20 protein-coding genes and 1 riboswitch are annotated in these 25,468 nt (G+C 59.5%); of the genes, 10 read left to right on the forward strand and 10 right to left on the reverse strand.

Annotated features, from left to right (window positions below; all coding sequences use genetic code 11):
- Positions 1–135: 135 nt before the first annotated feature.
- Together yegQ and yegS are read left to right on the forward strand one after the other, a co-directional pair.
- Positions 136–1,497: a tRNA 5-hydroxyuridine modification protein YegQ gene (gene yegQ / locus QLG03_RS18795; RefSeq protein ID WP_004201559.1), complete on the forward strand. Its 1,362-nt coding sequence runs from the start codon at positions 136–138 to the stop codon at positions 1,495–1,497.
- 242 nt (positions 1,498–1,739) lie between these two features.
- Positions 1,740–2,636 carry a lipid kinase YegS gene (yegS, locus tag QLG03_RS18800; protein WP_023290399.1) on the forward strand — a complete coding sequence of 299 codons (897 nt, stop codon included), beginning with the start codon at positions 1,740–1,742 and terminating at the stop codon, positions 2,634–2,636.
- Between the two features lie 292 nt (positions 2,637–2,928).
- Here yegS and QLG03_RS18805 read toward each other — a convergent pair whose 3' ends face one another.
- The 4 genes from QLG03_RS18805 to dalD form a co-directional block, all read right to left on the reverse strand.
- Positions 2,929–3,591: an HAD-IA family hydrolase gene (locus QLG03_RS18805; protein ID WP_255989194.1), complete on the reverse strand. Its 663-nt coding sequence runs from the start codon at positions 3,589–3,591 to the stop codon at positions 2,929–2,931.
- 48 nt (positions 3,592–3,639) lie between these two features.
- Positions 3,640–4,917, reverse strand: coding sequence for a D-arabinitol transporter (gene dalT, locus QLG03_RS18810; RefSeq protein WP_255989091.1), 1,278 nt, complete (start codon positions 4,915–4,917; stop codon positions 3,640–3,642).
- A gap of 69 nt (positions 4,918–4,986) precedes the next feature.
- Positions 4,987–6,450: a xylulokinase gene (xylB, locus tag QLG03_RS18815; RefSeq protein ID WP_101866621.1), complete on the reverse strand. Its 1,464-nt coding sequence runs from the start codon at positions 6,448–6,450 to the stop codon at positions 4,987–4,989.
- Positions 6,451–6,459: 9 nt separating this feature from the next.
- The gene (gene dalD / locus QLG03_RS18820) at positions 6,460–7,827 is read right to left on the reverse strand and encodes a D-arabinitol 4-dehydrogenase (RefSeq protein ID WP_231791767.1); all 1,368 of its coding nucleotides are present in this window, start codon (positions 7,825–7,827) and stop codon (positions 6,460–6,462) included.
- 206 nt (positions 7,828–8,033) lie between these two features.
- On the opposite strand from dalD, the gene QLG03_RS18825 reads away from it, so the two are divergent.
- The gene (locus QLG03_RS18825; RefSeq protein WP_255989087.1) at positions 8,034–8,975 is read left to right on the forward strand and encodes a sugar-binding domain-containing protein; all 942 of its coding nucleotides are present in this window, start codon (positions 8,034–8,036) and stop codon (positions 8,973–8,975) included.
- Positions 8,976–8,996: 21 nt separating this feature from the next.
- Here the strand turns inward: QLG03_RS18825 and QLG03_RS18830 are convergent, their stop codons facing one another.
- Positions 8,997–9,998: a LacI family DNA-binding transcriptional regulator gene (locus QLG03_RS18830; protein WP_255989085.1), complete on the reverse strand. Its 1,002-nt coding sequence runs from the start codon at positions 9,996–9,998 to the stop codon at positions 8,997–8,999.
- A 255-nt stretch (positions 9,999–10,253) separates the two neighbouring features.
- On the opposite strand from QLG03_RS18830, the gene QLG03_RS18835 reads away from it, so the two are divergent.
- The 3 genes from QLG03_RS18835 (at position 10,254) to QLG03_RS18845 (ending at position 14,003) form a co-directional block, all read left to right on the forward strand.
- Entirely contained in the window at positions 10,254–11,003 is a 750-nt protein-coding gene (locus tag QLG03_RS18835) for an SDR family oxidoreductase (RefSeq protein WP_004180592.1), read from the forward strand.
- A gap of 27 nt (positions 11,004–11,030) precedes the next feature.
- Positions 11,031–12,638 carry an FGGY-family carbohydrate kinase gene (locus tag QLG03_RS18840; protein ID WP_255989082.1) on the forward strand — a complete coding sequence of 536 codons (1,608 nt, stop codon included), beginning with the start codon at positions 11,031–11,033 and terminating at the stop codon, positions 12,636–12,638.
- An 81-nt stretch (positions 12,639–12,719) separates the two neighbouring features.
- A complete protein-coding gene (locus QLG03_RS18845) occupies positions 12,720–14,003 on the forward strand; it encodes an RbtT/DalT/CsbX family MFS transporter (RefSeq protein WP_032453488.1) in 1,284 nt (427 codons plus the stop codon).
- 60 nt (positions 14,004–14,063) lie between these two features.
- On the opposite strand, the gene fbaB is transcribed toward QLG03_RS18845, so the two are convergent.
- The 3 genes from fbaB to thiM form a co-directional block, all read right to left on the reverse strand.
- Complete coding sequence (gene fbaB / locus QLG03_RS18850) at positions 14,064–15,116, reverse strand: class I fructose-bisphosphate aldolase (RefSeq protein WP_004201578.1); 1,053 nt, start codon at positions 15,114–15,116, stop codon at positions 14,064–14,066.
- Between the two features lie 147 nt (positions 15,117–15,263).
- A complete protein-coding gene (gene thiD / locus QLG03_RS18855) occupies positions 15,264–16,064 on the reverse strand; it encodes a bifunctional hydroxymethylpyrimidine kinase/phosphomethylpyrimidine kinase (RefSeq protein WP_009307429.1) in 801 nt (266 codons plus the stop codon).
- Entirely contained in the window at positions 16,061–16,834 is a 774-nt protein-coding gene (gene thiM, locus QLG03_RS18860) for a hydroxyethylthiazole kinase (RefSeq protein WP_023290408.1), read from the reverse strand. The genes thiD and thiM overlap by 4 nt, the downstream gene beginning before the upstream one ends.
- A 34-nt stretch (positions 16,835–16,868) precedes the next feature.
- A riboswitch (TPP riboswitch) is annotated at positions 16,869–16,966 on the reverse strand.
- 239 nt (positions 16,967–17,205) lie between these two features.
- Between thiM and QLG03_RS18865 the strand changes: the two genes are divergently transcribed.
- Positions 17,206–19,182: an alkyl sulfatase dimerization domain-containing protein gene (locus QLG03_RS18865; RefSeq protein WP_023290409.1), complete on the forward strand. Its 1,977-nt coding sequence runs from the start codon at positions 17,206–17,208 to the stop codon at positions 19,180–19,182.
- A gap of 65 nt (positions 19,183–19,247) precedes the next feature.
- Here QLG03_RS18865 and QLG03_RS18870 read toward each other — a convergent pair whose 3' ends face one another.
- Positions 19,248–19,883 carry a helix-turn-helix domain-containing protein gene (locus QLG03_RS18870; RefSeq protein WP_087827396.1) on the reverse strand — a complete coding sequence of 212 codons (636 nt, stop codon included), beginning with the start codon at positions 19,881–19,883 and terminating at the stop codon, positions 19,248–19,250.
- A gap of 201 nt (positions 19,884–20,084) precedes the next feature.
- Here QLG03_RS18870 and QLG03_RS18875 point away from each other — a divergent pair, with 201 nt between their 5' ends.
- Together QLG03_RS18875 and QLG03_RS18880 are read left to right on the forward strand one after the other, a co-directional pair.
- Positions 20,085–22,061: an alkyl sulfatase dimerization domain-containing protein gene (locus QLG03_RS18875; RefSeq protein WP_023290411.1), complete on the forward strand. Its 1,977-nt coding sequence runs from the start codon at positions 20,085–20,087 to the stop codon at positions 22,059–22,061.
- A 140-nt stretch (positions 22,062–22,201) separates the two neighbouring features.
- Positions 22,202–22,624 (forward strand): universal stress protein, encoded by a 423-nt coding sequence (locus QLG03_RS18880; RefSeq protein ID WP_255989080.1) that lies wholly within the window; start codon positions 22,202–22,204, stop codon positions 22,622–22,624.
- Here QLG03_RS18880 and QLG03_RS18885 read toward each other — a convergent pair.
- Positions 22,621–23,535, reverse strand: coding sequence for a LysR family transcriptional regulator (locus QLG03_RS18885; RefSeq protein WP_255989079.1), 915 nt, complete (start codon positions 23,533–23,535; stop codon positions 22,621–22,623). The genes QLG03_RS18880 and QLG03_RS18885 overlap by 4 nt on opposite strands.
- Before the next feature lie 120 nt (positions 23,536–23,655).
- Here QLG03_RS18885 and QLG03_RS18890 point away from each other — a divergent pair, with 120 nt between their 5' ends.
- A complete protein-coding gene (locus QLG03_RS18890) occupies positions 23,656–25,467 on the forward strand; it encodes an adenine deaminase C-terminal domain-containing protein (RefSeq protein ID WP_101862026.1) in 1,812 nt (603 codons plus the stop codon).
- Position 25,468: the final 1 nt, after the last annotated feature.

The raw sequence follows: 25,468 nt of genomic DNA on the forward strand, positions 1-25,468 counted from the left end.
ATGCTGAAAGATACCCATCTGATATTTACTCCCCTTCGCCGCGGCGCTACAATGCCCGCCCTTAATGTGGGGACACTCCCCCAACTCGCCGCACCGGGTGCGGCGAATCTGACCTGTCATCAGAACGAGAACACCATGTTTAAACCAGAACTCCTTTCCCCGGCGGGAACGCTGAAGAATATGCGTTACGCTTTCGCCTATGGCGCCGATGCCGTTTATGCCGGCCAGCCGCGCTACTCGCTGCGCGTGCGTAACAACGAATTCAATCACGAAAATCTGCAGCTCGGCATCAATGAAGCCCACGCGCTGGGTAAAAAATTCTATGTGGTGGTCAACATCGCCCCGCATAACGCCAAGCTGAAAACGTTTATTCGCGATCTGAAGCCGGTGGTGGAGATGGGTCCGGACGCGCTGATCATGTCCGATCCGGGTTTAATCATGCTGGTGCGGGAAAACTTTCCGGATATGCCGATCCATCTTTCGGTGCAGGCCAACGCCGTCAACTGGGCGACGGTCAAATTCTGGCAGCAGATGGGGCTGACCCGCGTGATCCTGTCGCGTGAACTGTCGCTGGATGAAATCGAAGAAATTCGCCGCCAGGTGCCGGAGATGGAAATTGAGATTTTCGTCCACGGCGCGCTGTGCATGGCCTACTCCGGCCGCTGCCTGCTCTCCGGGTATATCAACAAGCGCGACCCGAACCAGGGCACCTGCACCAACGCCTGCCGCTGGGAATATAACGTGGCGGAAGGCAAAGAGGACGACGTCGGCAACATCGTCCACAAATATGAGCCGATCCCGGTGCAGACGGTGGAGCCAACCCTCGGCATCGGCGCGCCGACCGATAAAGTCTTTATGATCGAGGAAGCCAAACGCCCGGGCGAGTACATGACCGCCTTCGAGGACGAGCACGGCACCTACATCATGAACTCGAAAGATCTGCGGGCTATCGCCCACGTTGAGCGTCTGACCCAGATGGGCGTTCACTCGCTCAAGATCGAAGGCCGCACCAAATCCTTCTATTACTGCGCGCGCACCGCTCAGGTTTACCGCAAGGCGATCGACGACGCTGCCGCCGGCAAACCGTTTGATACCAGCCTGCTGGAAACGCTGGAAGGACTGGCCCATCGCGGGTACACCGAAGGCTTCCTGCGCCGCCATACCCATGACGATTATCAGAACTACGAGTACGGCTACTCCCTCTCCGAGCGCCAGCAGTTTGTCGGCGAATTCACCGGGGAGCGTAACGGCCCGCTGGCGGCTGTGGCGGTCAAAAATAAGTTCAGCGTTGGCGACAGTCTCGAACTGATGACCCCGCAGGGTAACGTCAACTTCACCCTCGAGCATATGGAAAATGGCAAAGGCGAAGCCATGCCGGTGGCCCCGGGCGACGGCTATACCGTATGGTTGCCTGTGCCGGATGACCTGCCCCTGCAGTATGCGCTGCTGATGCGCAACTTTACTGGTCAGACAACCAGAAATCCGCACGGTAACTAGTTAATTTGCGTTATTTTTTCACGATGTAAGGATATTAGAATCGGATCACATACCGTTTCGATCGAAACAGGTATCATCCATTTCGCTGAAAAACATAACCCATAAATGCTAGTTGTACCAGGAACCACCTCCTTAGCCTGCGTAATCTCCCTTACGCGGGCTTATTTTTTTGTCTCTCCTCCGGCCTTCGCTGGCGTCATGCGGTACACTTTATGCAACATTGAGCAATAAAGGTTCCCTTGATGATGTCTACGTTTACTGCCAGCTTACTGATCCTTAACGGCAAAGGTGCCAATGAACCGCAGCTACGCGAGGCGGTTAACCTGTTGCGTGACGAAGGGATCGATATTCACGTCCGCGTCACCTGGGAAAAGGGCGATGCCGTACGGTTTATCGATGAAGCCCTGCAGCTGAACGTTGAAACGGTGATCGCCGGCGGCGGCGACGGCACCATTAATGAAGTGGCGACGGCGCTGGTGGAGCGCGGCAGCAGGATGGCGCTGGGGATTTTACCGCTGGGCACGGCCAACGACTTCGCCACCAGCGTCGGTATTCCGCAGGATCTGGCCAGCGCCCTGAAGCTGGCGATCGTCGGCCGCGATGTGCCGATTGATATCGCCCGGGTTAATGATAAGACCGGCTTTATTAATATGGCGACCGGCGGGTTCGGCACCCGGATCACCACCGAAACGCCGGAAAAACTCAAAGCCGCGCTCGGCGGTGTCTCTTATTTAATCCACGGCCTGATGCGCATGGATACCCTGAAGCCGGACCGCTGCGAGATCCGCGGGGAGAACTTTCACTGGCAGGGCGATGCGCTGGTCATCGGCATCGGCAACGGCCGCCAGGCGGGCGGCGGCCAGCAGCTGTGTCCGGAGGCGTTGATTAACGACGGCCTGCTGCATCTGCGCATTTTCACCGGCGAAGAGCTGATCCCTGCCCTCTTCAGCACCCTGGCAAATCCGGAAAACTCGCCCAATATTGTCGACGGCGTCTCCTCGTGGTTTGAGATCACCGCCCCCCATGAGATGACGTTTAACCTCGACGGCGAACCGCTGACCGGCAAAACTTTCCGCATGGAGCTGTTACCGGCGGCCCTGCGCTGCCGGCTGCCGCCCGACTGCCCGCTGTTGCGCTGAGGCGGACAGGCGCCCATCGCCCGGCGGCGCTGCGCTTGCCGGGCCTGTGGTCCGCGGCTCTCATGCAGCACGGACAAGCGCCGCGCCAGCCGGGTGGAACAATGTAGGCCGGGTCAGCCGGGTGGGTCAATGTAGGCCGGGTCAGGCGTCAGCCGCCACCCGGCAAAACACCGGTTCGGCGCAGCCCCCTGCCCCTCTCCCGCGGATAAAAGCTATAAATGGGGCGTGAGCGCAGAGAAGAGATTAACCGACCAGCTACATCCCGGGAATGTCTGCGCCCACAAATGGTTACTTAAACCGCCGCCTCTGGCTCGGCGGTGAGGACTTCCAGCAGTTCAGGCAGCGCCCGGTAGCGTCCCACGGCGGCCTGAAAACGCGCGTGCTGGCTATCTTCGGCAATCACCACCGTAGGAATACCCGCGGCCTGAGCCGCGCAAAAGCCGTTGAAGCTGTCTTCGATCACCAGGCACCGGCTGGCGTCGAGATTAAGCTTATCCAACGTCGTCAGATACACCGCCGGATGCGGCTTGCCCTGCGCTTCTTCATCCGCGCTGGAAATCACATCAAAATAGTGCCAAAGCGAGAGCTTGTTCAGCACGGCGGCGATAACCTGCCGGGACGAGGAGGTGGCGAGCGCAATGTTATAACCGGCATGGCGAAAATAGCGTAACGCCTCATGCACCCCGCGCATCGGCTCACCTTCGGCGGCGATCAGGCCGGTAATGCGCTGCAATATGGCGTCTTCCAGCAGCGACGGGGCAACGTTAAGCTGAAAATAGCGGCACCAGGTGCCGGCGATCTCATCGAGGCGCTTGCCTTTGGTCAGGGTTTCGCACTCCTCGACGCTCGCCGTTGCCCCCCACTGCGCGAGGGCGGCGATTTGCGCCTGCCGCCACAGGCTTTCGGAATCAATAATCACGCCATCCATGTCAAAAATCACTGCCTGAATACTCATCATTCACCTCATTAAGGCTGGCATGCCTGGCACGCCAGCCGCATCACCTTAAGAGAATTCAACCTGCTCGCTGGCCGACGCTTCCTTGTGGGAAAATCCTGGCTGCTCGACGCGGATAAACGCACAGAGGAAAAAGGCCACCACGTACAATGCGGTATAGGCGATGACGACCCCAATGGTGCTGAAGAACGGCAGCAGCACCACGGCGATCGCTGGGGCGAGAAAGTTCGACATCCCCGCCGACAGGTTATACACCGAAATCGCTGCGCCTTTGTGCTTCGGCTCCAGCGCCGGGAACACGGCGGCCAGCGGCACGAAGGCGGCGACAAAGATCCCCAGAGCGATGGCCGGGATCAGCGCCATCGCAAAGCTGTGGCCGAAGTGCTGAGGGATGTAGTAAAACGACAGGCTGGAGAGCGCCATCCCGATGCAGCCAAACCAGCGCACCACCTTCATCCAGCCCAGTTTTTCGCCCAGAATGCCCCACAGCACGTTAGAGAAAATGGTGGTGAAGAAGAAGACCGCCCACACCTGCAGCCATTCCGAGGTGCTAAAGCCCAGCTCATCGACGAACATCATTGGCATAATCACCGCAAAGCCGAACAGCGAGAGGGTATTGATGATCCTGACCATGCTCGACAGCAGAATATTGCGGTTGGTATAGAGTAGCGTCGCGGCGCGGCCCAGCTCGGCAAACTTCTCGCGGGTGGTCAGGTTCTGCATATGCTGCGGCGTTTTAATATGGCGCAGGGAAGCCAGAGCAATCACGCCCCCGGTAACGCAGAAGGCCAGCGCCAGCCACAGGGTGCCCATTTCGCCAATGTGCGGAATGGTGAAACTCGGAATATAGCTGCCGAAGACGCCGATGCCGATGGAATAGACCGCCCAGAACCAGCCGATGGCCGAGCTGGCGTTGTCGCTTTTGACGTTATGGACAATCGCCACGATAAACGAGTAGAGGAATAGCGGATACGCGAAGCCGCGAATGCCGTAGAAAACCAGGATCAGCGCATAGTTGGCGTGACCGAGACCGAAAACGAGGAACAGCACGTGGAATACGCACCACAGCACGAAGCCAATCATCATGGTTTTCAGCGGCGTAATAATTTCCGCCACCACGCCGGAGATCCATGCCGACAGCGCGGCGGCCAGGCCATAGAGGGTAAAGGCAAAGGAGGCCTCCGCCGGGGAGAATCCGAGCGCTTTGATATAGTGCGAGAGAAAGGCTAATTCAAAACCGTCGCCGGTCATAAATACGGCAATGGCGATGTATCCCCAGAGCAGGTTCAGGGGTAAACCGAGCCACTGTTTATTATTGATAGACATAATGACCTCGTTTTCAGGGTACAGGAGGCCGCTCCGGTTAGTTCACCGGAGCGGTTATGGTGATAAAAATTAATGCTGCCGATAGTGCAGATCGTTTAAATACAGGGCCTTAAACTGCGCGTAGCGTTGCATCAGGGTGTGGTGGCGAACGGGATCCGCACGCCAGGTCTGCCACACTTCCGGTTTTTCACATACCGCGGCAACCGGTTTGCCCGCCGCCAGGCAGGCCAGCCGCGCCGCGCCCAGCGCGCCGCCGGTCTCTCCGCCTTTGTGGGTCACCACCGGCATAGCGAGAATATCGGCCAGCAGCTGGGCCCAGAACGGACTGCGGGCGCCCCCGCCCACCAGCGAGCACTGCGCGATCGGCGTCCCGCTCTCTTTCAATACCTGCAGGCCGTCGTTGATGCCAAAGCTCACCCCCTCCAGCACCGCGTAGCCGAGCTGGGCGCGCAGGCTGGAGTGGGTCATACCCCAAAACATGCCGCGAGCGTCAGGATCGTTATGCGGGGTACGTTCCCCGGAGAGATAGGGCAGGAAGAACGGCGCGTTGGCCTTCTCCTCTTCGCTTAGCTCGGCAATCTCCGCCAGCAGCGCCACCTCCGTGGTGCCGGTCAGGCGGCAGAACCACTGCAAACAGCTGGCGGCGCTGAGCATCACGCTCATCTGATGCCACAGGTTCGGCAGAACGTGACAAAACGCATGGACCGCCGACTGCGGCGCCGGACGATAGGCGTCGGTCACCACAAACAGCACCCCTGAGGTGCCGAGCGAAATAAACGCGTCCCCCGGCGAGACCGCGCCGACGCCAATGGCGCTGACCGCGTTATCGCCGCCGCCCCCGGCCACCACCACCGAGGCGTTCAGCCCCCAGCGTTCGGCCACTTTCGGATCAAGGGTGGCGGAAACCTCGCAGCCTTCCACCAGCGTCGGCATCTGGCTGCGCGACAGACCGCACTTGTCCAGCAGCGCATCGGACCAGTCGCGCTTAGCCACGTCCAGCCACAGCGTCCCGGCGGCGTCCGACATATCGGAGACTTTCTTCCCGGTCATCCGGTAGCGCAGATAATCCTTCGGCAGCAGCACCGTGGCGGTGCGCTGAAAGTTTTGCGGCTCGTGACGACGCACCCACAGCAGCTTCGGCGCGGTAAAGCCGGGCATCGCCAGGTTGCCCGCCACCTGATGCAGCTCCGGCGCCATCTCCTCCAGCTCCGCGCACTCTGCGGCGCAGCGGGTGTCGTTCCACAGAATGGCCGGACGGATCGTCTCCCCCTTTTCATCCAGCAACACCGCGCCGTGCATCTGTCCGGAGAGGCCAATCGCCTTGACGGCCTGCCAGTGCTGGGCGCATTTTTCCCGCAGCGTGGCCATCAGATACTCCGTCGCCTCCCACCATAACTCCGGTGATTGTTCTGACCAGTGCGGATGAGGCCGCTGAATGCTCAGCGGCGCGCTATGGCTGGCGATAACCTGATTGTTCTCATCAATGACCAGCGCTTTGACTTCCGATGTGCCAAGATCGATACCCAGATACATAGCCACCTCTTATTTAATCAGCGTATAAACGGCGGCGACTTTCTCGCGCATCAGCGCCAGGAAATCCGCGTTGTCGGCCAGGTCACCAAACAGGGCTTTATCGCGGGCGAAGACAGCCAGCGGATCCTGAGCCTCATACATCTCATGCACCGCCTGCTCATCCAGGATGCCGTCCTGGTACTGATACGGCAGGGTTCCCTTATGCCACAGCTCCATAAAGACGAAGAACAGCGCCGGCAGCATGGCGGTCGCTTCCGGGCGGACGCCGCGCTGATAGCACTCCTGCAGGGTTGGGGCGATCATCGCCGGAATTTTCGAGAAGCCGTCGGCGGCGACGCGCTGGTTGGTGTCCTGGATATGCGGGTTGGTAAAGCGCTTGAGCACCACATCGCGGTAGGTCGGCAAATCAATACCGTTATCGCCCAGGCATGGGATCACATCTTCCGTGACGTAGCGGTCGGCAATGGCGTAGATAACATCGGTGAGCGTGCTTTCGTGAATATACTGCTGGCCGATTAAGGTCCCCGCCCACGCAATGCAGCTGTGCGACGCGTTCAGGATGCGGATTTTCGCCTCTTCATACGGGATAACCGACTCGACCATCTCCACGCCGACCGCTTCCAGGTTCGGGCGGGCATCGCGGAAGTTGTTCTCCACCACCCACTGGATAAAGGTCTCGCCCATGACCGGCGCCTTATCGTCAATGCCGGTTTGCGCTTTGATACGGGCCGGCAGATCGGCCGCCGGACGCGGGGTGATGCGGTCCACCATGGTGTTCGGACAGGTGGTATTGGCCGCCATCCAGTCAATCACCGCCTGTTTGCCGGTGAGTTGCAGGAACTCCACCATCCCGTCGTGGAAGCGCTCGCCGTTATGACGCACGTTGTCGCAGTTGAGCAGGGTCAGCGGCCCGGCGTTGTCCGCCATGCGCTTTTCCAGAATTCGCGCGAGGGTGCCGTAAATAGTTTTGCATTCGCCTTTCAGGTCAGCCTGCAGATCGGGGTTGCTGGTTTCCAGCTGATGGCGGGTATTCAGGTAGTACCCCCCTTCCGTCACGGTAAAGGCGATAACTTTGGTTTGCGGGTTGGCCCCTTCATTAATCAGCGGCTGCAGCCCGGCCTGCCACGGCAGCAGTTTCTGAATTGAGGTGATCTCTTCATATTCACGCGCCCCTTCCGGGCTGACGGTCTCCAGGACGTAACGTCCGCCCTGCGCCGCCAGCGCCTGCACCACCTGCTCGGCGTCATTGCGAATATTGCCCGCCGCGATGCGCCAGCGCTTATCGCCGGAAGCGATCAGACGATGCAGATACCACGCCTGATGCGCGCGATGAAAAGAACCCAGACCGATATGAAGCCATGTGAATTGATTGTTCATGTTCTGCTCTCCTTGAGTGGATGGCGCCACTGTAATTGATCATTTGACCAAAATAAGAGCCACGGATCACAAAAGAGCAATTACCCACTTAAATTACAAATGACCAATAAAGAGCAAAAGCTTGCCAGTTATGGCAACCACGGCGAGAATGCGGATATTCGCCGGGCCAATTGCGTGCCCTGGCCAGCAACTTAGGGCGGGAAACCATGAGTAAAGAAGACGATATCCGGTTGGATCAGAAGGTGCGTGCCGCATGGATGTACTACATCGCCGGCCAGAATCAGAGCGAGATTGCCAGCCAGTTGGGCACCTCCAGACCGGTGGTGCAACGGCTGATCGCCGCCGCGAAAGAAGAAGGGATTGTGTCGATTAATCTGCACCATCCGGTGGCGAACTGCCTCGATTATGCGCAGTTGTTGCAGGAAAAGTACCGGCTTATCGAGTGCAATGTGGTCCCCGCCTTTAGCGAAGAGAGTACCCTCGACAGCGTATCGTTTGGCTGCTATCAGCTGATGGCTCGCTATCTGCAGGATGATAAAGAGAAAATCATCGGCCTGGGCTCGGGCCTGACCCTGAAAAAAGCGCTGCAGCGCATCGATTTCGACAGCCTGAATACCCGCTGCGTGGCGCTGATCAGCGCCATGGACGCCGACGGGCAGTGCAACTATTACGATGACGTGCCCCTGCTGCTCACCCGCAAAATTAAGGCCAAGTACTATCAGTGGCCTGCGCCGCGCTACGCCCAGACCGCGGATGAGTATGAGATGTGGTGCACCAATCGCTTATTCCGCAGCGTCTCTGGCGTCGCCCGGGAGGCGGATGTGATTTTTGTCGGCATTGGTCCGCTGGGCACGCAAAGTCCCATCTTTAAAGACGGCTTTATCAATCAGGCGCAGATGGATGAGCTGACCGCCCGCGGCGGCATCGGGGAGATCCTCGGGCGGTTTATCGATGCAGAAGGCGTGGTGGTAGACAGCGAGATCAACCGCATGATCACCAGCTATGATATCCGCCAGAACCACTGCCCGCGGATTGCCGCGGCCTGTGGAGAATACAAACGACCGGCGATCCTGGCCGCCCTTAAAGGCGGCTGGATCAACGGTCTGGTGACCGATGAACATACCGCGCGCTGGCTGCTGACGCGCTAACGGCAATCAGCAGACGGCGACTCAGCTACTGCTCATCAATCGCGGCGGAATTTCAATCCGCTGCTGGCTGGCTTCGCCGGCGTCAATAATCGAAAAAACAGCGTCCAGCATCGCCGGTACGTCCTGCTGCACCATGTCGATATCGTGCCCCAGCAGATAGACAAACGGATCCCAGTCGAAGCAGCCCATCGGCGGCTGCTCGCTGCCGGTCAGCCCTACCTGCGACAGCCAGCGCACAACCCCTTCGAGGGATATCGTCGAGTTAACAAATATCCCCTGCAATAGCGTCTTCGCGCTGCCAAACCGCTCCTGCAGGCAGGCCTCAACGTGGCCTTTCGAATAGCCGGGAGCCAGAATATTCGCCTGCGGCACGCGCAGCCCCTGCTCGTGATGCGCATCGCGGAAGCCGCGTAAACGCTCGCTGGTGTTATGGTCGCTGCTGCGCCCGCCGATGAAGGTCAGCGGCGCCAGCTCTCCCCGACGGCGGGCGCTGTTAGCGAGGATCTTGTGGGTCAGCGCTTTCGCGCCGCCGTAGTTATCTGAAATCACCGACGGAGAGAGAGACCCCGGCAGGTCGAGATTGATCGTGGGCACGCCCGCCTGCTGGCACAGCGCGGAAATTTTATCCGGATTGGTCGCCCCGGTCGCGATCACCCAGTCAACCTGCCAGGAGAGCATCGCTTTTACCGCTTCGAGCTCCAGATCCGGGCTTCGGCGCGTACAGGTGATAATCGGCAGCAGGCCACGCTCGCGGGCCATCTCCTCAAAGCGTTCGGCGACGGAGCCGAAGTAGCGGTTATCGTATTTGGGGATAATCATGCCAATGACGTGTGATTTTTTACTGCGCAGCATGCTGGCCTGGCGGTTAATCGCATAGCCCTGCTCCTCAGCAATCCGTGTCACCTTTTCGGCAAGCTTTGCGCTGATGCGGCGTTTTTTCCAGTTGCCGTTGAGGATTGCGCTCACCGCGCTCGCCGAAACGCCGGAAAGCTCCGCCAGGTCGTAAATCGTTATCTTCTTCATTTTTCCAACTTGCGTCACAAAATCATGTCGCTGTTAATTTCCCCACTTGCTCAATCGATGAAGCGAGAGCAACATAGCTTCATCGATTGAGCATCCATTTCACGCCAGGAAGTACGCGCGCATACCGCCTTAACATGCCAGCAAGCCTGAATAATGATGCTGATATTCAATAGGTTACCATGTTTTTGTCCATCACCTCGAACGCGATGCCCTCGGGTTCGATAGTTGCAACCAGACACGGCAAAGGATTATAAAATGAACCACTCTGTCTCCTCTATGAATACTTCCCTCAGCGGTAAAGTCGCCGCGATCACCGGCGCGGCGTCCGGTATCGGCCTCGAGTGCGCGAGGACCCTGCTGGGAGCTGGCGCAAAAGTGGTGCTTATCGACCGCGAAGGCGAAAAGCTCAACAAACTGGTCGCCGAACTTGGCGAAAACGCCTTCGCTCTGCAGGTGGATCTGATGCAGGCGGACCAGGTCGATAACCTTCTGCAGGGCATTTTGCAGCTCACCGGGCGTCTCGATATCTTCCACGCCAACGCCGGGGCCTATATCGGCGGGCCGGTGGCCGAGGGCGACCCGGATGTCTGGGACCGCGTGCTGCACCTCAACATCAACGCCGCCTTCCGCTGCGTGCGCAGCGTCCTGCCGCATCTGATCGCGCAAAAATCCGGGGATATTATTTTCACCAGCTCCATCGCGGGCGTGGTGCCGGTGATCTGGGAGCCTGTCTATACCGCGTCGAAATTCGCCGTGCAGGCGTTTGTACATACGACTCGTCGCCAGGTGGCGCAGTATGGCGTGCGCGTCGGCGCCGTACTACCGGGCCCGGTGGTGACCGCTCTGCTGGACGACTGGCCAAAAGCCAAAATGGATGAAGCGCTGGCCAACGGCAGTTTGATGCAGCCGATTGAAGTGGCGGAGTCAGTGCTGTTTATGGTGACGCGTTCGAAAAACGTCACCGTACGCGACATTGTGATCCTGCCGAACAGCGTGGATCTCTGATCCGTAACCAGCCTGTGAGAGGATGTGATGCAAAACGATACGCAAAACATTATTGGTGTGGATGTCGGTTCGGGCAGTGTGCGCGCCGGGGTATTCAATCTGCGTGGCGAGCTTCTCGCCCACGCGACCCGGGAAATTACCCTCTTTCGCAGCGCCGGAAACAGGGTGGAGCAGTCGAGCCGTGAGATCTGGCAGGCGGTGTGCTACTGCATTAAAACCGCCGTGGCCAGCGCCGGCGTCCCGCCGTCATCGATCGCCGGGATCGGCTTCGATGCCACCTGTTCGCTGGTGGTGATTGGCGATAACGACGCGCCGCTGGCGGTCGGGCCTTCCGACGATCCGGACCGCAACATTATCGTCTGGATGGATCATCGCGCCACCGGGCAGGCGGAAAAGATCAACGCGACGGGCCACCCGGTGCTGCAGTACGTTGGCGGCAAAATTTCGCCGGAGATGGAAACGCCGAAAATTCTGTGGTTGAAGGAGAATCGCCCGCACATCTATCAGCAGGCGCGCCACTTCTTCGACCTCGCTGATTACCTTACCTGGCGCTCAACCGGCGATGAAGCCCGCTCGGTCTGCACTGTGACCTGTAAATGGACCTACCTGGCGCATGAACAACGCTGGGATGCCGGCTACTTCCGCCAGATTGGCCTCGAAGAGCTGGCGGATGAAGATTTTGTCCGCATCGGCCAACGGATTGTCGAACCTGGAACCCCCTGCGGCGACGGTCTTTGCGCCACGGCGGCAGAGGAGATGGGACTGCCGATCGGTACGCCGGTGGCGGTGGGGATGATTGACGCCCACGCGGGCGGCATCGGCACCGTCGGGGTACTTAACGGCGCGGTCAACAATATGGCCTACGTCTTCGGCACCTCCTCCTGCACCATGACCACCACTGAGGAAGCGGTGTTCGTCCCCGGCGTCTGGGGCCCATACTATTCGGCGATGGTGCCTGGCTACTGGCTGATTGAAGGCGGACAAAGCGCCGCTGGCGCGGCTATCGACCAGCTGCTGAGCTTCCATCCGGCGGCGGCGGCGGCTCGCGAGGAGGCGAAAGCGGCGGGCGTCCCTCTGCCGGTCTGGCTGGCGGATCGCGTACTGGCGCAGACGGCTTCGCCTTCTGAGGCGGTAACGCTGGCCGCCGGTCTGCACGTGGTGCCCGAATTTCTCGGTAACCGCGCGCCGCTTGCCGACCCACACGCGAAAGCGCTGATTGCCGGGCTGGGGATGGAGCGGGACCTGGATAACCTGACCGCGCTATACGTTGCCGGATTATGCGGGATTGGCTATGGCCTGCGACAGATCCTCGACGCCCAGCGCTCCTGCGGGATTGAGAGTGAAAATATCGTCATCAGCGGCGGGGCCGGACAGCATCCGCTGGTGCGTCAGCTGCTGGCCGACGCCTGCGGCGTTAGCGTCGTGAGCACCTTCAGCAGCGAGCCGGTGCTGTTAGGCTCCGCCATCCTCGGCGCGGTGGCGGGCAGAGTCGCGGCTTCGCTGCCGGAGGCCATGAAGCAATTCACTCAGGTGGATGCCACCTATCACAGCGAGACTGCGTTTAGCTCGCTACATCAGCGCAGATATGAGGCCTATAAGGCGCTACAACAGGCCGGCAGGCTGATTCGCGAATAACATCCCTCTTTTTTTAATAACAATAATGCTCCGCTGCTGTGCAGCGGAGACACTCATCTGCACTCTGAAATCGAGGTCAACATGTCCGTTAATAACAAACAGTGGTATGGTCTACCGCTCAACCTCATCTGGGGATATGTCGCCATCGCCGTGTTTATGACCGGCGACGGCTTTGAGCTGGCTTTTCTGTCGCACTACATCAAAACACTCGGATTCACCCCGGCGCAGGCTTCCTTTGCCTTTACGCTTTACGGTCTGGCCGCCGCCCTCTCGGCGTGGATTTCCGGCGTGGTGGCGGAAATCATCACCCCGCGCAAGGCCATGATGATCGGCTTCGTGCTGTGGTGTGTATTCCACGTGCTGTTCCTCGTATTCGGCCTCGGTCGCGCCAACTATGCGCTGATCCTGCTGTTTTATGGCATTCGCGGCCTGGCCTACCCGCTGTTCCTCTACTCATTTATCGTCGCCATTATCCACAACGTTCGCAGCGACAGTTCCAGCTCTGCGCTGGGCTGGTTCTGGGCGGTCTACTCCGTGGGTATCGGCGTGTTCGGCAGCTATATTCCGAGCTTCACCATTCCCCACATTGGCGAAATGGGCACCCTGTGGCTGGCGCTGGTCTTCTGTGCCGCCGGCGGCATCATTGCGCTGGTGTCGATGCGTCATACCGAAACGCCGCGCCATATGCAGAACCTGACCACTCGCGAAAAACTCGCCGAACTGGGGCGCGCCGCGACGCTGATCTATACCAACCGCAGCATCCTGTTCTCCAGCATCGTGCGCATTATTAACACCCTGTCGCTGTTTGGTTTTGCGGTGATTATGCCGATGATGTTCGTTGATGAGCTGGGCTTTACCACCTCGGAGTGGCTCCAGGTGTGGGCGGCCTTCTTCTTTACCACCATCTTTTCGAACGTTTTCTGGGGGATCGTGGCGGAGAAAATGGGCTGGATGAAGGTGATTCGCTGGTTCGGCTGCATCGGGATGGCGCTTTCCAGCCTGGCGTTTTACTACATCCCTCAGCACTTTGGCCACAGCTTTGCGATGGCGCTGGTGCCGGCTATTGCCCTGGGTATTTTCGTCGCCGCGTTCGTGCCGATGGCGGCGGTGTTCCCGGCGCTGGAGCCGAACCATAAAGGCGCGGCGATTTCGGTCTATAACCTGTCTGCCGGGCTGTCGAACTTTCTGGCGCCGGCGATCGCCGTGGTGCTGCTGCCCTATTTCAGCACCATCGGGGTGGTGATTGCCTATACCGCCTTATATATTCTGGCCTTCTTCCTGTGCCCGTTAATCCGCGTTGAACAGCCTGGCATTACCCGCGCTCAGAGTGCGAAACCGTTTACCGCCAACGCGGCGGAGTCTTAATAAACCCGACATCTGCTATGAACAACGAGCAATCCGGGCGGTGACGCCCGGATTTTCGCCTTAGGCGATAGTCACTTTGCCGTCCAGATAGACATCCTGCACGGCATTGATCAGCTTCACGCCGTCGGCCATCGATTTCTTAAACGCTTTGCGGCCAAGGATCAGCCCCATGCCGCCGGCGCGTTTATTGATCACCGCCGTGCGCACCGCGTCGGCAAGGTCGGTCTCCCCGCCCGCCGCGCCGCCGGAGTTAATCAGCCCGGCGCGGCCCATGTAGCAGTTGGCCAGCTGGTAGCGCACCAGATCGATGGGGTTATCGCTGGTCAGTTTGCTGTACACCCGGTCGTCGGTATAACCGAAGTTAACCGCTTTGTAGCCGCCGTTATTCTCCGCCATCTTTTGCTTGACGATATCGGCGCCGATGGTGGCCGCCAGGTGGTTGGCCTGACCGGTCAGGTCAGCGGAAACATGGTAGTCGACACCGTCTTTCTTGAATGCCGAATTGCGCAGATAGGCCCATAGCACGGTGACCAGGCCCAGCTCATGGGCCCGCTCAAAGGCCGCAGAGATCTCTTCTATCTGACGACGCGATTGTTCCGAGCCGAAATAGATCGTCGCGCCCACGGCCACCGCCCCCATATTGAACGCCTGCTCAACGCTGGCGTAGAGGGTCTGGTCGTACTCGGTGGGGTAGCTCAGCGTTTCGTTATGGTTGAGCTTCACCAGGAAAGGAATGCGATGCGCGTAACGGCGCGACACCGAGGCCAGCACGCCGTAGGTCGACGCCACGCAGTTACAGCCGGCTTCGATCGCCAGCTCGACGATATTCTTCGGATCAAAGTACAGCGGGTTGGCGGCGAAGGAGGCCCCCGCCGAGTGCTCCACGCCCTGGTCGACCGGCAGAATGGACAGGTAGCCGGTCCCCCCCAGTCGTCCGGTGTTGTACAGGGTTTGCATATTGCGTAGCACCGCCGGCGGCCGGTTGTTATCCACCATCACCCGATCAACATAATCTGCGCCAGGCAGATACAGCTGGTCGGCCGGAATGGTTATACAACGGTGCTGCAAAAGGCTCTCGGCATCTTTGCCCAGCAACTGCGTAATATCAGTCATAGCAATCTCCCGTAAGGCCGGCCGGAGCCGGCATGCATTATCCCAACCCAATTATTTTGGGCAGGTTAAGCCTGGTACCGACTTAGCCTATTTTCCAGCCGGGAGGGCATTTTTTCAGGAGATTCTGCTGTCCCGTTACGCTGCCATTTACCACCAGGCATGGAAATGGTGCACCGGCCCGATGCCGTGGCCCACCTCCAGGGAGTCGGCCTGCGCCAGGGCCGCCGACAGCCAGGCCTTGGCCTCGGTAACGGTGGCCGCCCAGTCGGCGTGACGCGGACGCAGCGCCGCCAGCGCCGCCGAGAGCGTGCAGCCGGTGCCGTGCGTGTTTTTGGTCTGTACTCGCGGCGCGGTAAATCGCTGTTCCCCTTCGCGGGTGAAGAGCCAGTCCGGGCTCTCGGCATCGTCGAGATGACCGCCCTTCATCAATACCGCGCCGCAGCCCAGCGCCAGCAGCGCCCGCCCCTGCTCCAGCATTTCGCGCTCGTTGCGCGCATGGGGTGCATCAAGCAGGGCGGCCGCTTCCGGCAGGTTCGGGGTGATCAGCGACACCTGCGGCAACAATCGTTGACGCAGGGTCTCCACCGCCGAGGCCGACAGCAGCGGATCGCCGCTTTTCGCCAGCATGACGGTATCCAGCACCACGTTGGCCACCCGGTAGCGCGCCAGCCGCTCGGCCACGGCTTCCACAATATCGGTTTCCGCCAGCATGCCGATTTTGGTGGTATCGATGCGCACATCGCTGAACACCGAATCAAGCTGCGCCGCCACAAAGTCCGGTTCAATACGATAGACCGACTGCACGCCGCGGGTATTCTGCGCCACCAGGGCGGTGATCGCCGAGCAGCCGTAGGCTCCCAGCGCGGAGAAGGTTTTCAGATCGGCCTGGATACCGGCCCCGCCGCTGGGATCGGTGCCGGCGATGGTCAGAGCATTGATGCGTTTCATGCGCGCACCTCCTGATACAGCGCGTCGAGAAACGCCGGAACAAAGCTCCCGGGCCCCCCGTGACGGGCAGCGATTTCCCCGGCCTGCTTCATGAGCCCGCAGGCGGCGGCCACGTTTTCCAGCCGGTCTCCCGGCAGCGCCGCGCTCGCCGCCACCACCGCCGACAGCGCGCAGCCGGTGCCCACCACCCGGGTCATCAGCGCACTGCCGCCCGCCACGCTGAGCACCCGCTCGCCGTCGGTGACGTAATCCACCTCACCGGTGACCGCCACGACGGTGGTCAACTGACGAGCCAGCGCCTGGGCCGCCGGCAGCGCCGCGGCGGCCGTATCGGTGGTATCCACCCCGCGCCCGCCGGCGCTCATCCCGGCCAGCGCCAGAATTTCGGAGGCATTCCCGCGAATGGCCGCCGGCTGGAAGGCCAGCAGCGCGTGACAAAAGGCCGTGCGCACGGTCAGGGCGCCGACCGCCACCGGATCCAGCGTCCAGGGCTTGCCGGCCTGGCGGGCCTGCTCCACTGCGGCACGCATAGCCACTGCGCGATCTTCGGTCAGGGTGCCGACGTTGATTAACAGCGCATCAGCGATGGCGGCGAACTGCGCCGCTTCGCGGGGATCGATCACCATCGCCGGCGAGGCGCCGACGGCCAGCAGAACATTGGCGGTAAAGGTCTGCACCACGTCATTGGTCATGCAGTGCACAAGGGGGGAATGAGCGCGCAGCAGATGGCGCAGGTGCGCGACAGGCGCGGGATTCAACAGCTCAGGCATGGTTTGCTCCCGCCAGACGAGGTAGAAGCAATGACCCTGCGGTCTCTGACTTCCCTACGCTGGCATTATCCAGATCAGGTGGTACGGGTATTTCTCAGCCTTCATTTAAGAAGGGCACCCCGAGTCATAAAAGTGGTACAACATTTTCCTGAAGCAGGGTACGAAATGTGGCGGTGTAACACAAGCTGACCGGCTTTTTTTCCCCGTTCGCCAGCTAATACAAAAGGCGTAATTTCTGATTAAAAATGTGTTTTTTGCAAGCAAAACTGGATGAATGTAAATGTGTAGTTATATTTAAAAAATCTGTAACAAACAGTCACCTGCGTTAAATCGGTAAAACCGAACGAACCATGCAATAAATGAGGATTGCAATGAAATTAACCCCGATTGTGAAAGGGTTAGCGTTAGCGGGCATGTTAAGTAGTCTCGCTTTCGCAGCCTGGGCAGATACATCAGCCAAAGAGGCAACCGAAGCGACCAAAAAAGCGAACGATGCCCTCTACAACCAACTCCCCTTCTCCGATAACACCGATTTCACCAATGCGCATAAAGGCTTTATTGCCGCCCTGCCGCCAGAGGTCATCAAAGGCGAACAGGGCAATGTCATCTGGGATCCGGGCCAGTACGCCTTCATTAAAGAAGGGGAAAAAGCGCCCGAAACCGTAAACCCGAGCCTGTGGCGACAGTCGCAACTGATCAACATCAGCGGCCTGTTTGAAGTCACCGACGGGGTCTACCAGATCCGCAACCTCGATCTCTCCAATATGACAATCATTGAGGGTAAAGAGGGGATCACCGTCGTAGACCCGCTGGTCTCAGCTGAAACCGCCAAAGTCGGCATGGATCTCTACTATAAAAACCGGGGTAAAAAACCGGTCGTCGCGGTGATCTACACCCACAGCCACGTTGACCACTACGGCGGCGTGCGCGGCGTGGTGGATGAAGCCGACGTCAAAGCGGGTAAAGTAAAAATCTACGCGCCGTCTGGCTTTATGGAAGCGGCGGTGGCAGAAAATATCATGGCCGGGAACGTCATGAGCCGCCGCGCCAGCTATATGTACGGCAACCTGCTGAAGCCGGACGCTAAAGGCCAGGTGGGCGCGGGCCTGGGGACTACCACCTCGGCAGGCACCGTCACCCTGATTGCGCCAACCAACATCATTGATAAGGATGGCCAGAAAGAGGTGATCGACGGCCTGACCTATGACTTCATGCTGGCGCCAGGCTCCGAAGCGCCGTCAGAAATGCTGTGGTATATCGAAGAGAAGAAATTGATCGAATCCGCAGAGGATGTCACCCACACCCTGCATAACACCTACTCGCTGCGCGGGGCGAAGATCCGTGAGCCGCTGCCGTGGTCGAAATATATCAACCAGGCGATCGTTCGCTGGGGCGATAAGGCTGAGATCATAATGGCCCAGCACCACTGGCCGACCTGGGGCAACGAGAACGTGGTTAACCTGCTGAAGAGTCAGCGTGACCTGTATCGTTACATCAACGACCAGACCCTGCGGATGGCTAACGAAGGCCTGACCCGCGATGAAATCGCCGCTAACTTTAAGCTGCCGGACGGCCTCGCCAATACCTGGGCTAACCGCGGCTACTACGGCTCGGTCAGCCACGATGTGAAGGCCACCTACGTGCTGTATCTCGGCTGGTTCGACGGCAACCCGGCCACCCTTGACGAACTGCCGCCGGAAGAAGCGGCGAAGAAGTTCGTCGAGTACATGGGCGGCGCGGATGCCATCCTGAAGAAAGCGAAAGAGGATTACGACCAGGGTAACTACCGCTGGGTTGCCCAGGTGGTGAGCAAAGTCGTCTTCGCCGACCCTAACAACCAGCAGGCGCGTCATCTGGAAGCCGATGCCCTGGAGCAATTAGGCTATCAGGCGGAGTCCGGCCCGTGGCGTAATTTCTACCTTACCGGCGCCCAGGAACTGCGCAACGGCGTGGTGAAAGGTCCGACCCCGAACACCGCCAGCCCGGACACCGTCCGCGCCATGACCCCGGAAATGTTCTTTGATTATCTGGCGGTCCATATCAATGGCGAAAAAGCGGGCAATGCGAAGTCGGTCTTCAATATCGATCTGGGCAATGACGGCGGTAAATATAAACTGGAACTGGAAAACGGTGTGCTGAACCACACCGCCAATGCGCAAGCCAAAGAGGCGGATGCCACCCTGACGCTGGATCGCGCTACCCTGAATAAAATCATTCTCAAAGAAGAGACCCTGAAGCAGGCGGAAGATAAGGGGGAAGTTAAAATCAGCGGTAACGGGGCTAAACTCGATGAAATGTTGGGCTATATGGACCCGTTTGACTTCTGGTTTAACATCGTGACGCCGTAATGATTCGCTGACGGCTATCCTGGTAACAAGGCGGTGATCCCGCCTTGTTACCCTCTCCTGCCCGGTCAGTACTCCGCAGGCAGCGGTCGATCGATAGAGATCAGTTTGCCACGTTTCATCGTGATATATCCCCCCGCCTTTAAGTCCGCCAGCACGCGAAACACATGAGTGCGCGAAAGATTGGTACGCCGGATGATAAATAACGCCAGACCCTCGTTTTCACCCTCATGCGTATGCTGCCGATACAAATAGCGATACAGCATCGGACGAATCGTCTGGTAGCTGGTGACCTGGCGACGTTCATTGTGCAGGTCGATGGTAAAGATACTCATGAACACCAACACCTTCGCCAGCGCCTCAACGCGCTGCGGGTGGGTAGCAATAAAAAGGCGATCAAAAGTGGCGTAGGAAATTTTACGCAGCGTCACGGTTGCGCTTCCGGTATATTCAAATTTCGCCAGCGGGCAATACCGCTCCATCAGGCCAATCGGCATATGCTCAATAGTATTTCCGATATTCAACCCATCATCCGGCATTAATATGGATAGCGAACCCTCGGTACAAAAATAAATATACCCCGGTTGCGGGCACCATTTTTTATTGGCGGCGAGAATAACCTCTTCACCTTCCACGAGGATATCGGCAAAAAAGTCGGCTATGGCTAACGTCTTATAATAACTATGTATTTCCTGGAAATTCATTCTCTGCCCTCGCCTGCGCCGTTAGCGACAGTATAGCAGTCCTCGCCTGCTAAAGACGAGGAGATCCTTTAGCGGCGCCGCGCCAGTCCCATATGGGACTATTCAGCGGAATATTAGTCTTTAGAATAAACGACAAGCCATTCACTTTTTAAGCGGGAGATATTTTTTATTTCCGCATAATAAATTACCTGAGAGGTAGTGATGAAATTAAATCAGATAGCCAAAAATCTGGCGCTGGCCGGAATGTTATCGTCTTTGTCGGTAACCGCCTTTGCCGCCGCGCAACAACAGGATGCCACACCGGCCACGCGGGAGGCGAACCAGGCGCTATACCGTAAACTGCCGTTTGCGGATAAAACCGACTTTAACAACGCCCATCAGGGATTTATCGCGCCCCTGCCGCCGGCGATGCTCAAAGGTGACCAGGGAAATATTATCTGGGATCCGGCCAAATATAATTTCGTCAAAGAGGGCGAAAAGGCGCCGGACACCGTCAATCCCAGCCTGTGGCGACAGTCGCAGCTGCTTAATATCGGCGGTCTGTTCAAAGTCACCGACGGCGTTTACCAGATCCGTAATCTCGATCTTTCCAATATGACCATTATTGAAGGCAAAACCGGGATCACCATCATCGACCCGCTGCTAAGCGCCGAACCGGCTAAAGAGGCTCTGGCGCTCTATTTTGCCCACCGGCCGAAAAAACCGGTGGTGGCGGTGCTGTTTACCCACAGCCATGTGGACCACTACGGCGGTATCCGCGGGGTGGTGGATGAAGCCGATGTCAAAGCCGGAAAAGTGAAGATTTACGCCCCGGACGGCTTTATGAAAGAAGCGGTTTCCGAAAATATCATGGCCGGTACCGCGATGAGCCGCCGCGCCAGCTATATGTATGGCAACCTGCTGAAGCCGGACGCCAAAGGTCAGGTTGGCGCCGGTCTCGGCACCACCACCTCGGCGGGTACCGTCACGCTGATCCCGCCGACCAACTACATTACCCATACCGGTCAGCAGGAAGTGATCGACGGCCTGACCTATGACTTTATGATGGCGCCGGGCTCGGAAGCGCCGTCTGAGATGCTGTGGTATGTCAAAGAGAAGAAAATGATCGAGGCGGCAGAGGATGTCACCCATACCCTGCACAACACCTACTCGCTGCGCGGCGCCAAAATCCGCGATCCGCTGGCGTGGTCGAAATACATCAACGCCGCCATCGACCGCTGGGGCAACGATGCGGAAGTGATTATCGCGCAGCACCACTGGCCGACCTGGGGCAACGACAATATCGTTAAGCTGATGAAAGGTCAGCGCGATATGTATCGCTATATCAACGACCAGACTCTGCGGATGGCAAATTTGGGCATGACCCGCGATGAGATCGCCGCCAACTTCAAGCTGCCGGAGTCCCTTGAGAAACAGTGGTCCAGCCGCGGCTACTACGGTTCCGTCAGCCACGATGTGAAAGCGACCTACGTCTTCTACCTCGGCTGGTTCGACGGCAACCCGGCCACCCTCGACGAGCTGCCACCAGAGCAGGCGGCGAAGAAGTTCGTGGAATATATGGGCGGCGCCGATGCCATCATGCAGAAAGCCAAAGCCGACTACCAGCAGGGGAACTACCGCTGGGTGGCGCAGGTGACCAGCAAAATCGTCTTCGCCGATCCGAACAATCAGCAGGCGCGTCATCTGGAAGCCGACGCCCTGGAGCAGCTCGGGTATCAGGCGGAAGCCGGGACCTGGCGCAACTTCTACCTCACCGGCGCTCAGGAGCTGCGTAACGGCGTGCAGAAACTGCCGACGCCGAACACCGCCAGCCCGGATACCGTGCGGGCGATGACGCCGGAAATGTTCTTCGATTATCTCGGGGTGCATATCAACGGCGAAAAAGCCGGGGCGGCTAAAGCGGTCTTTAACATCGACCTCGGTAAAGACGGCGGCAAGTACAAACTGGAGCTGGAAAACGGCGTGCTTAACCATACCGCCAATGCGGTAGCCGACAACGCAGACGCCAGCATCTCGCTCAGCCGCGACACCCTGAATAAGATCATCCTGAAACAGGAGACGCTGAAGCAGGCTCAGGCTAACGGCGAGGTTAACATTAGCGGCAATGGCGCTAAGCTCGACGAAATGCTGAGCTACATGGACACCTTTGCCTTCTGGTTCAACATCGTCACCCCGTAAGCGCAACGCGCCCCACGCTCCCCCGCCGCCCGTCAGGCCGCGGGGGAACTTTATCTTCAGGCAAACGCGCCGAGGGTTTGCCATCCCCCCGCCCGCGGCTCAAAATACGCTGAGGACAACTTTTTTGCGCGGAGGTATTTATGGCGCTTTATCACCATGCGCTGGTACTGATTAACAGCAGTCAGGACGGCGTCCCGCTGCTCGAGCATGCCGCCAGAATGGCGGAAGAGAACGGCATGCGCATCACTATCGCCCACATCAGCACCGACTACCGGGCGCTGAACTATGTTTCCGACAGCCTGCGCGACGATCAGGTCTCGCAGGAGGTGATCCAGGCCAAAGCCCTGCTCAACGAGCTGACCTGCACCGTCTCCCTGCCGGTGGATACCCTCTCGCTGGTGACCACCCGCCGCTTTGAAGATGTCGAAACCTGCGTTCGACAGCGGCAGATCGATTTAATTATTGCCGGACACCATAACCGGCTGCTGGGCGTCCTCTCCTCACACTCGCTGGAGTACATCAACCACTTGACCATAGACGTGCTGATCAAGCACCTGCCCTAGCGCAAGGCGGCCTGCAGCAGGGAAAAACAGTCTTCGATAAGCGGCGGCAGCGCCTGCGGCCCGCGCATCAGGGCCACCGTGCGGGTCAACGCCGGCTGCTGCAGCTGGGCGACCTTGAGCGCCGGGTCCTGCAGATGGGTGGTGTACAGCTCCGGCAGTATCGCCACCGCTAAGCGCGAGCGCACCAGGCCATACAGGGTTTCGATATAGTCCACCTGGTAGCGGGTGGTCAGCGTCAGGCGATGGCTCTCCACTAATGCCGCCACCAGCCGCTGAATATTGCCCTTCGAGAAGACGGCAATGTCCCGCCCCACCAGCTGTTTCCACGGCAGATGCGCCTGCGCGGCCAGCGGATCGTCGCGGTGCAGCACCGCCACGAAGGGATCGTCGCGCAGCGGATAGACCAGCAGTTCTGCGGGCAGTGAGCTGTCGATCGCCCCGATGCCGAAATCAATCTCGCCGCGCAACAGCGCCTGGATGAGCGCATCGTTAGTCTGATCGTGAAATTCAATACGCAGGCGGGGAAAGGCCTGGGCCAGGGTCTGCGGCAGCAGCGGAAACAGCAGCGAACTGACCGACGGCACCAGGCCGATGCGCACCGTCCCGTCGCCGCCCGCCTCGACGATCTGCTGCATATCGAAAAAGGCCGCCTGCGCCACGCAGAGGATCCGCTGGGCGTGGGGTAAAATCGCCGCCCCCAGTTCAGTCAGGGTGACCGCCGAAGCGGTGCGGTTGACCAGCTTGCCGCCGAGCACCGTTTCAATCTGCCGCAGAGCGCTGCTCAGCGCCGGCTGGCTAATCGCCAGACGACTGGCGGTATCGGTAAAATGGCGCAGCTGGGCCAGGGTGACGAAATACTGAAGCTGTTTAAGAGAGAGCGCGGGCAGCCGCTGCCAGGGTTCGTTCATCATCGGGTTCGCTACGGTGGTCCTGCACAATAACCCGAGCTTATCGGGTGATAAATTTATTCATCTGGGCAAACGTTTGCTGTGCCCCTAGAGTATCCGCATTATCCTTGTGCCGGAGTGGTTATGTCCAGCAATGCTCAAGTCCGCCGTCGCGCCGTGCAGGCCGCGCGCGGCGAATCCCCGTTTGATCTGCTGTTGGTCGATGCGCAGATCGTCGATATGGCCACGGGCGAAATCCGCCCGGCTGACGTCGGTATCGTCGGCGAGATGATCGCCAGCGTCCACCCGCGCGGCAGCCGCGTCGACGCCCATGAAGTGCGTTCCCTGTCCGGCGGCTACCTGTCGCCCGGCCTGATGGACACCCACGTGCACCTCGAAAGCTCCCACCTGCCGCCCGAGCGCTACGCCGAAATCGTCCTCACCCAGGGCACCACCGCGGTGTTCTGGGATCCGCATGAGCTGGCCAACGTGCTCGGCGTCGAGGGCGTGCGTTACGCGGTAGACGCCAGCCGCCACCTGCCGCTGCAGGTGATGGTCGCCGCGCCGTCGAGCGTGCCCTCCACCCCCGGACTCGAAATGTCCGGCGCCGATTTCGCCGGCGCGGAAATGGAGACCATGCTCGGCTGGCCGGAAGTGCGCGGCGTGGCGGAAGTGATGGATATGCACGGCGTGCTGCACGGCAGCGAGCGGATGCAGGAGATTGTCCAGGCCGGTCTCAACAGCGGAAAACTGATTGAAGGCCACGCCCGCGGGCTGAGCGGCGCCGACCTGCAGGCCTACCTCGCCGCCGGCGTCACCTCCGATCATGAACTGACCTCGGCGGACGACGCGCTGGAAAAACTGCGCGCCGGGCTGACGATCGAGATCCGCGGCTCGCACCCCTACCTGCTGCCGGATATCGTGGCGGCGTTGAAAACGCTGCCGCACCTCTCTTCGCAGATCACCGTCTGCACCGACGACGTGCCGCCGGATATGCTGCTGGAGAAAGGCGGGATCATCGCCCTGCTCAACCTGCTGATCGAGCATGGATTACCGGCGGTCGATGCGCTGCGTTTCGCCACCCTCAACGCTGCTATTCGCCTGCAGCGCCACGATCTCGGGCTGATTGCCGCCGGGCGACGCGCCGACCTGGTGGTGTTTGATTCCCTGGAGAAACTGGCGGCCCGCGAAGTCTACGTTGGTGGGGAACGGCTGGCCCATGCCGGCCGCCTGCTGAAGCCGATCGCCCCCGCGCCGGGCGTGACGCCGCCGCGCGATACCTTGCAGATAGCCCCCCTCGCCGCCGATGACTTTATCCTGCGCATCAAGGGCATTCGCCACGGCGTTGCCCGCCTGCGCCATATCCGCGGCGCGCGCTTCACCCAGTGGGGTGAGGTCGAAGTGCAGATCCGCGACGGCCAGGTCCAGCTGCCCGCCGGCTTCAGCCTGATCTGGGTCAAGCACCGCCACGGCCGCCATCAGGCGACGCCGCAAATCGCCCTGCTTGAAGGCTGGGGCGAGCTGCGCGGCGCCATCGCCACCAGCTATTCCCACGATTCACACAATCTGGTGGTGCTCGGGCGCAATGCTGAGGATATGGCGCAGGCGGCCAACCAGCTTATCGCCTCCGGCGGCGGGATGGCGCTGGCGCAACGGGGCGAGATCCTCGCCCATGTGGCGATGCCGATTGCCGGCATGCTGTCGGATCTCCCGGCGGCAGAGCTGGCGCGTCAGTTCCGCGAGCTGCGCGATCTGAGCAGCAAAATCGCCGACTGGGAGCCGCCGTACCGGGTCTTTAAGGCCATTGAAGGCACCTGTCTTGCCTGTAACGCCGGGCCGCATTTAACCGATTTGGGTCTGACCGACGGCGGCAGCCGCCAGATAGTCGACCCGTTGATAGCCTGCCGGGAAACCCCGGCGCCAACGCCTCACAACAATAATCCTCAGGGAGCCTGAG

The sequence above is a fragment of the Klebsiella sp. V115_8 genome (assembly GCF_029967715.1).
Lineage (GTDB): Bacteria > Pseudomonadota > Gammaproteobacteria > Enterobacterales > Enterobacteriaceae > Klebsiella > Klebsiella quasipneumoniae.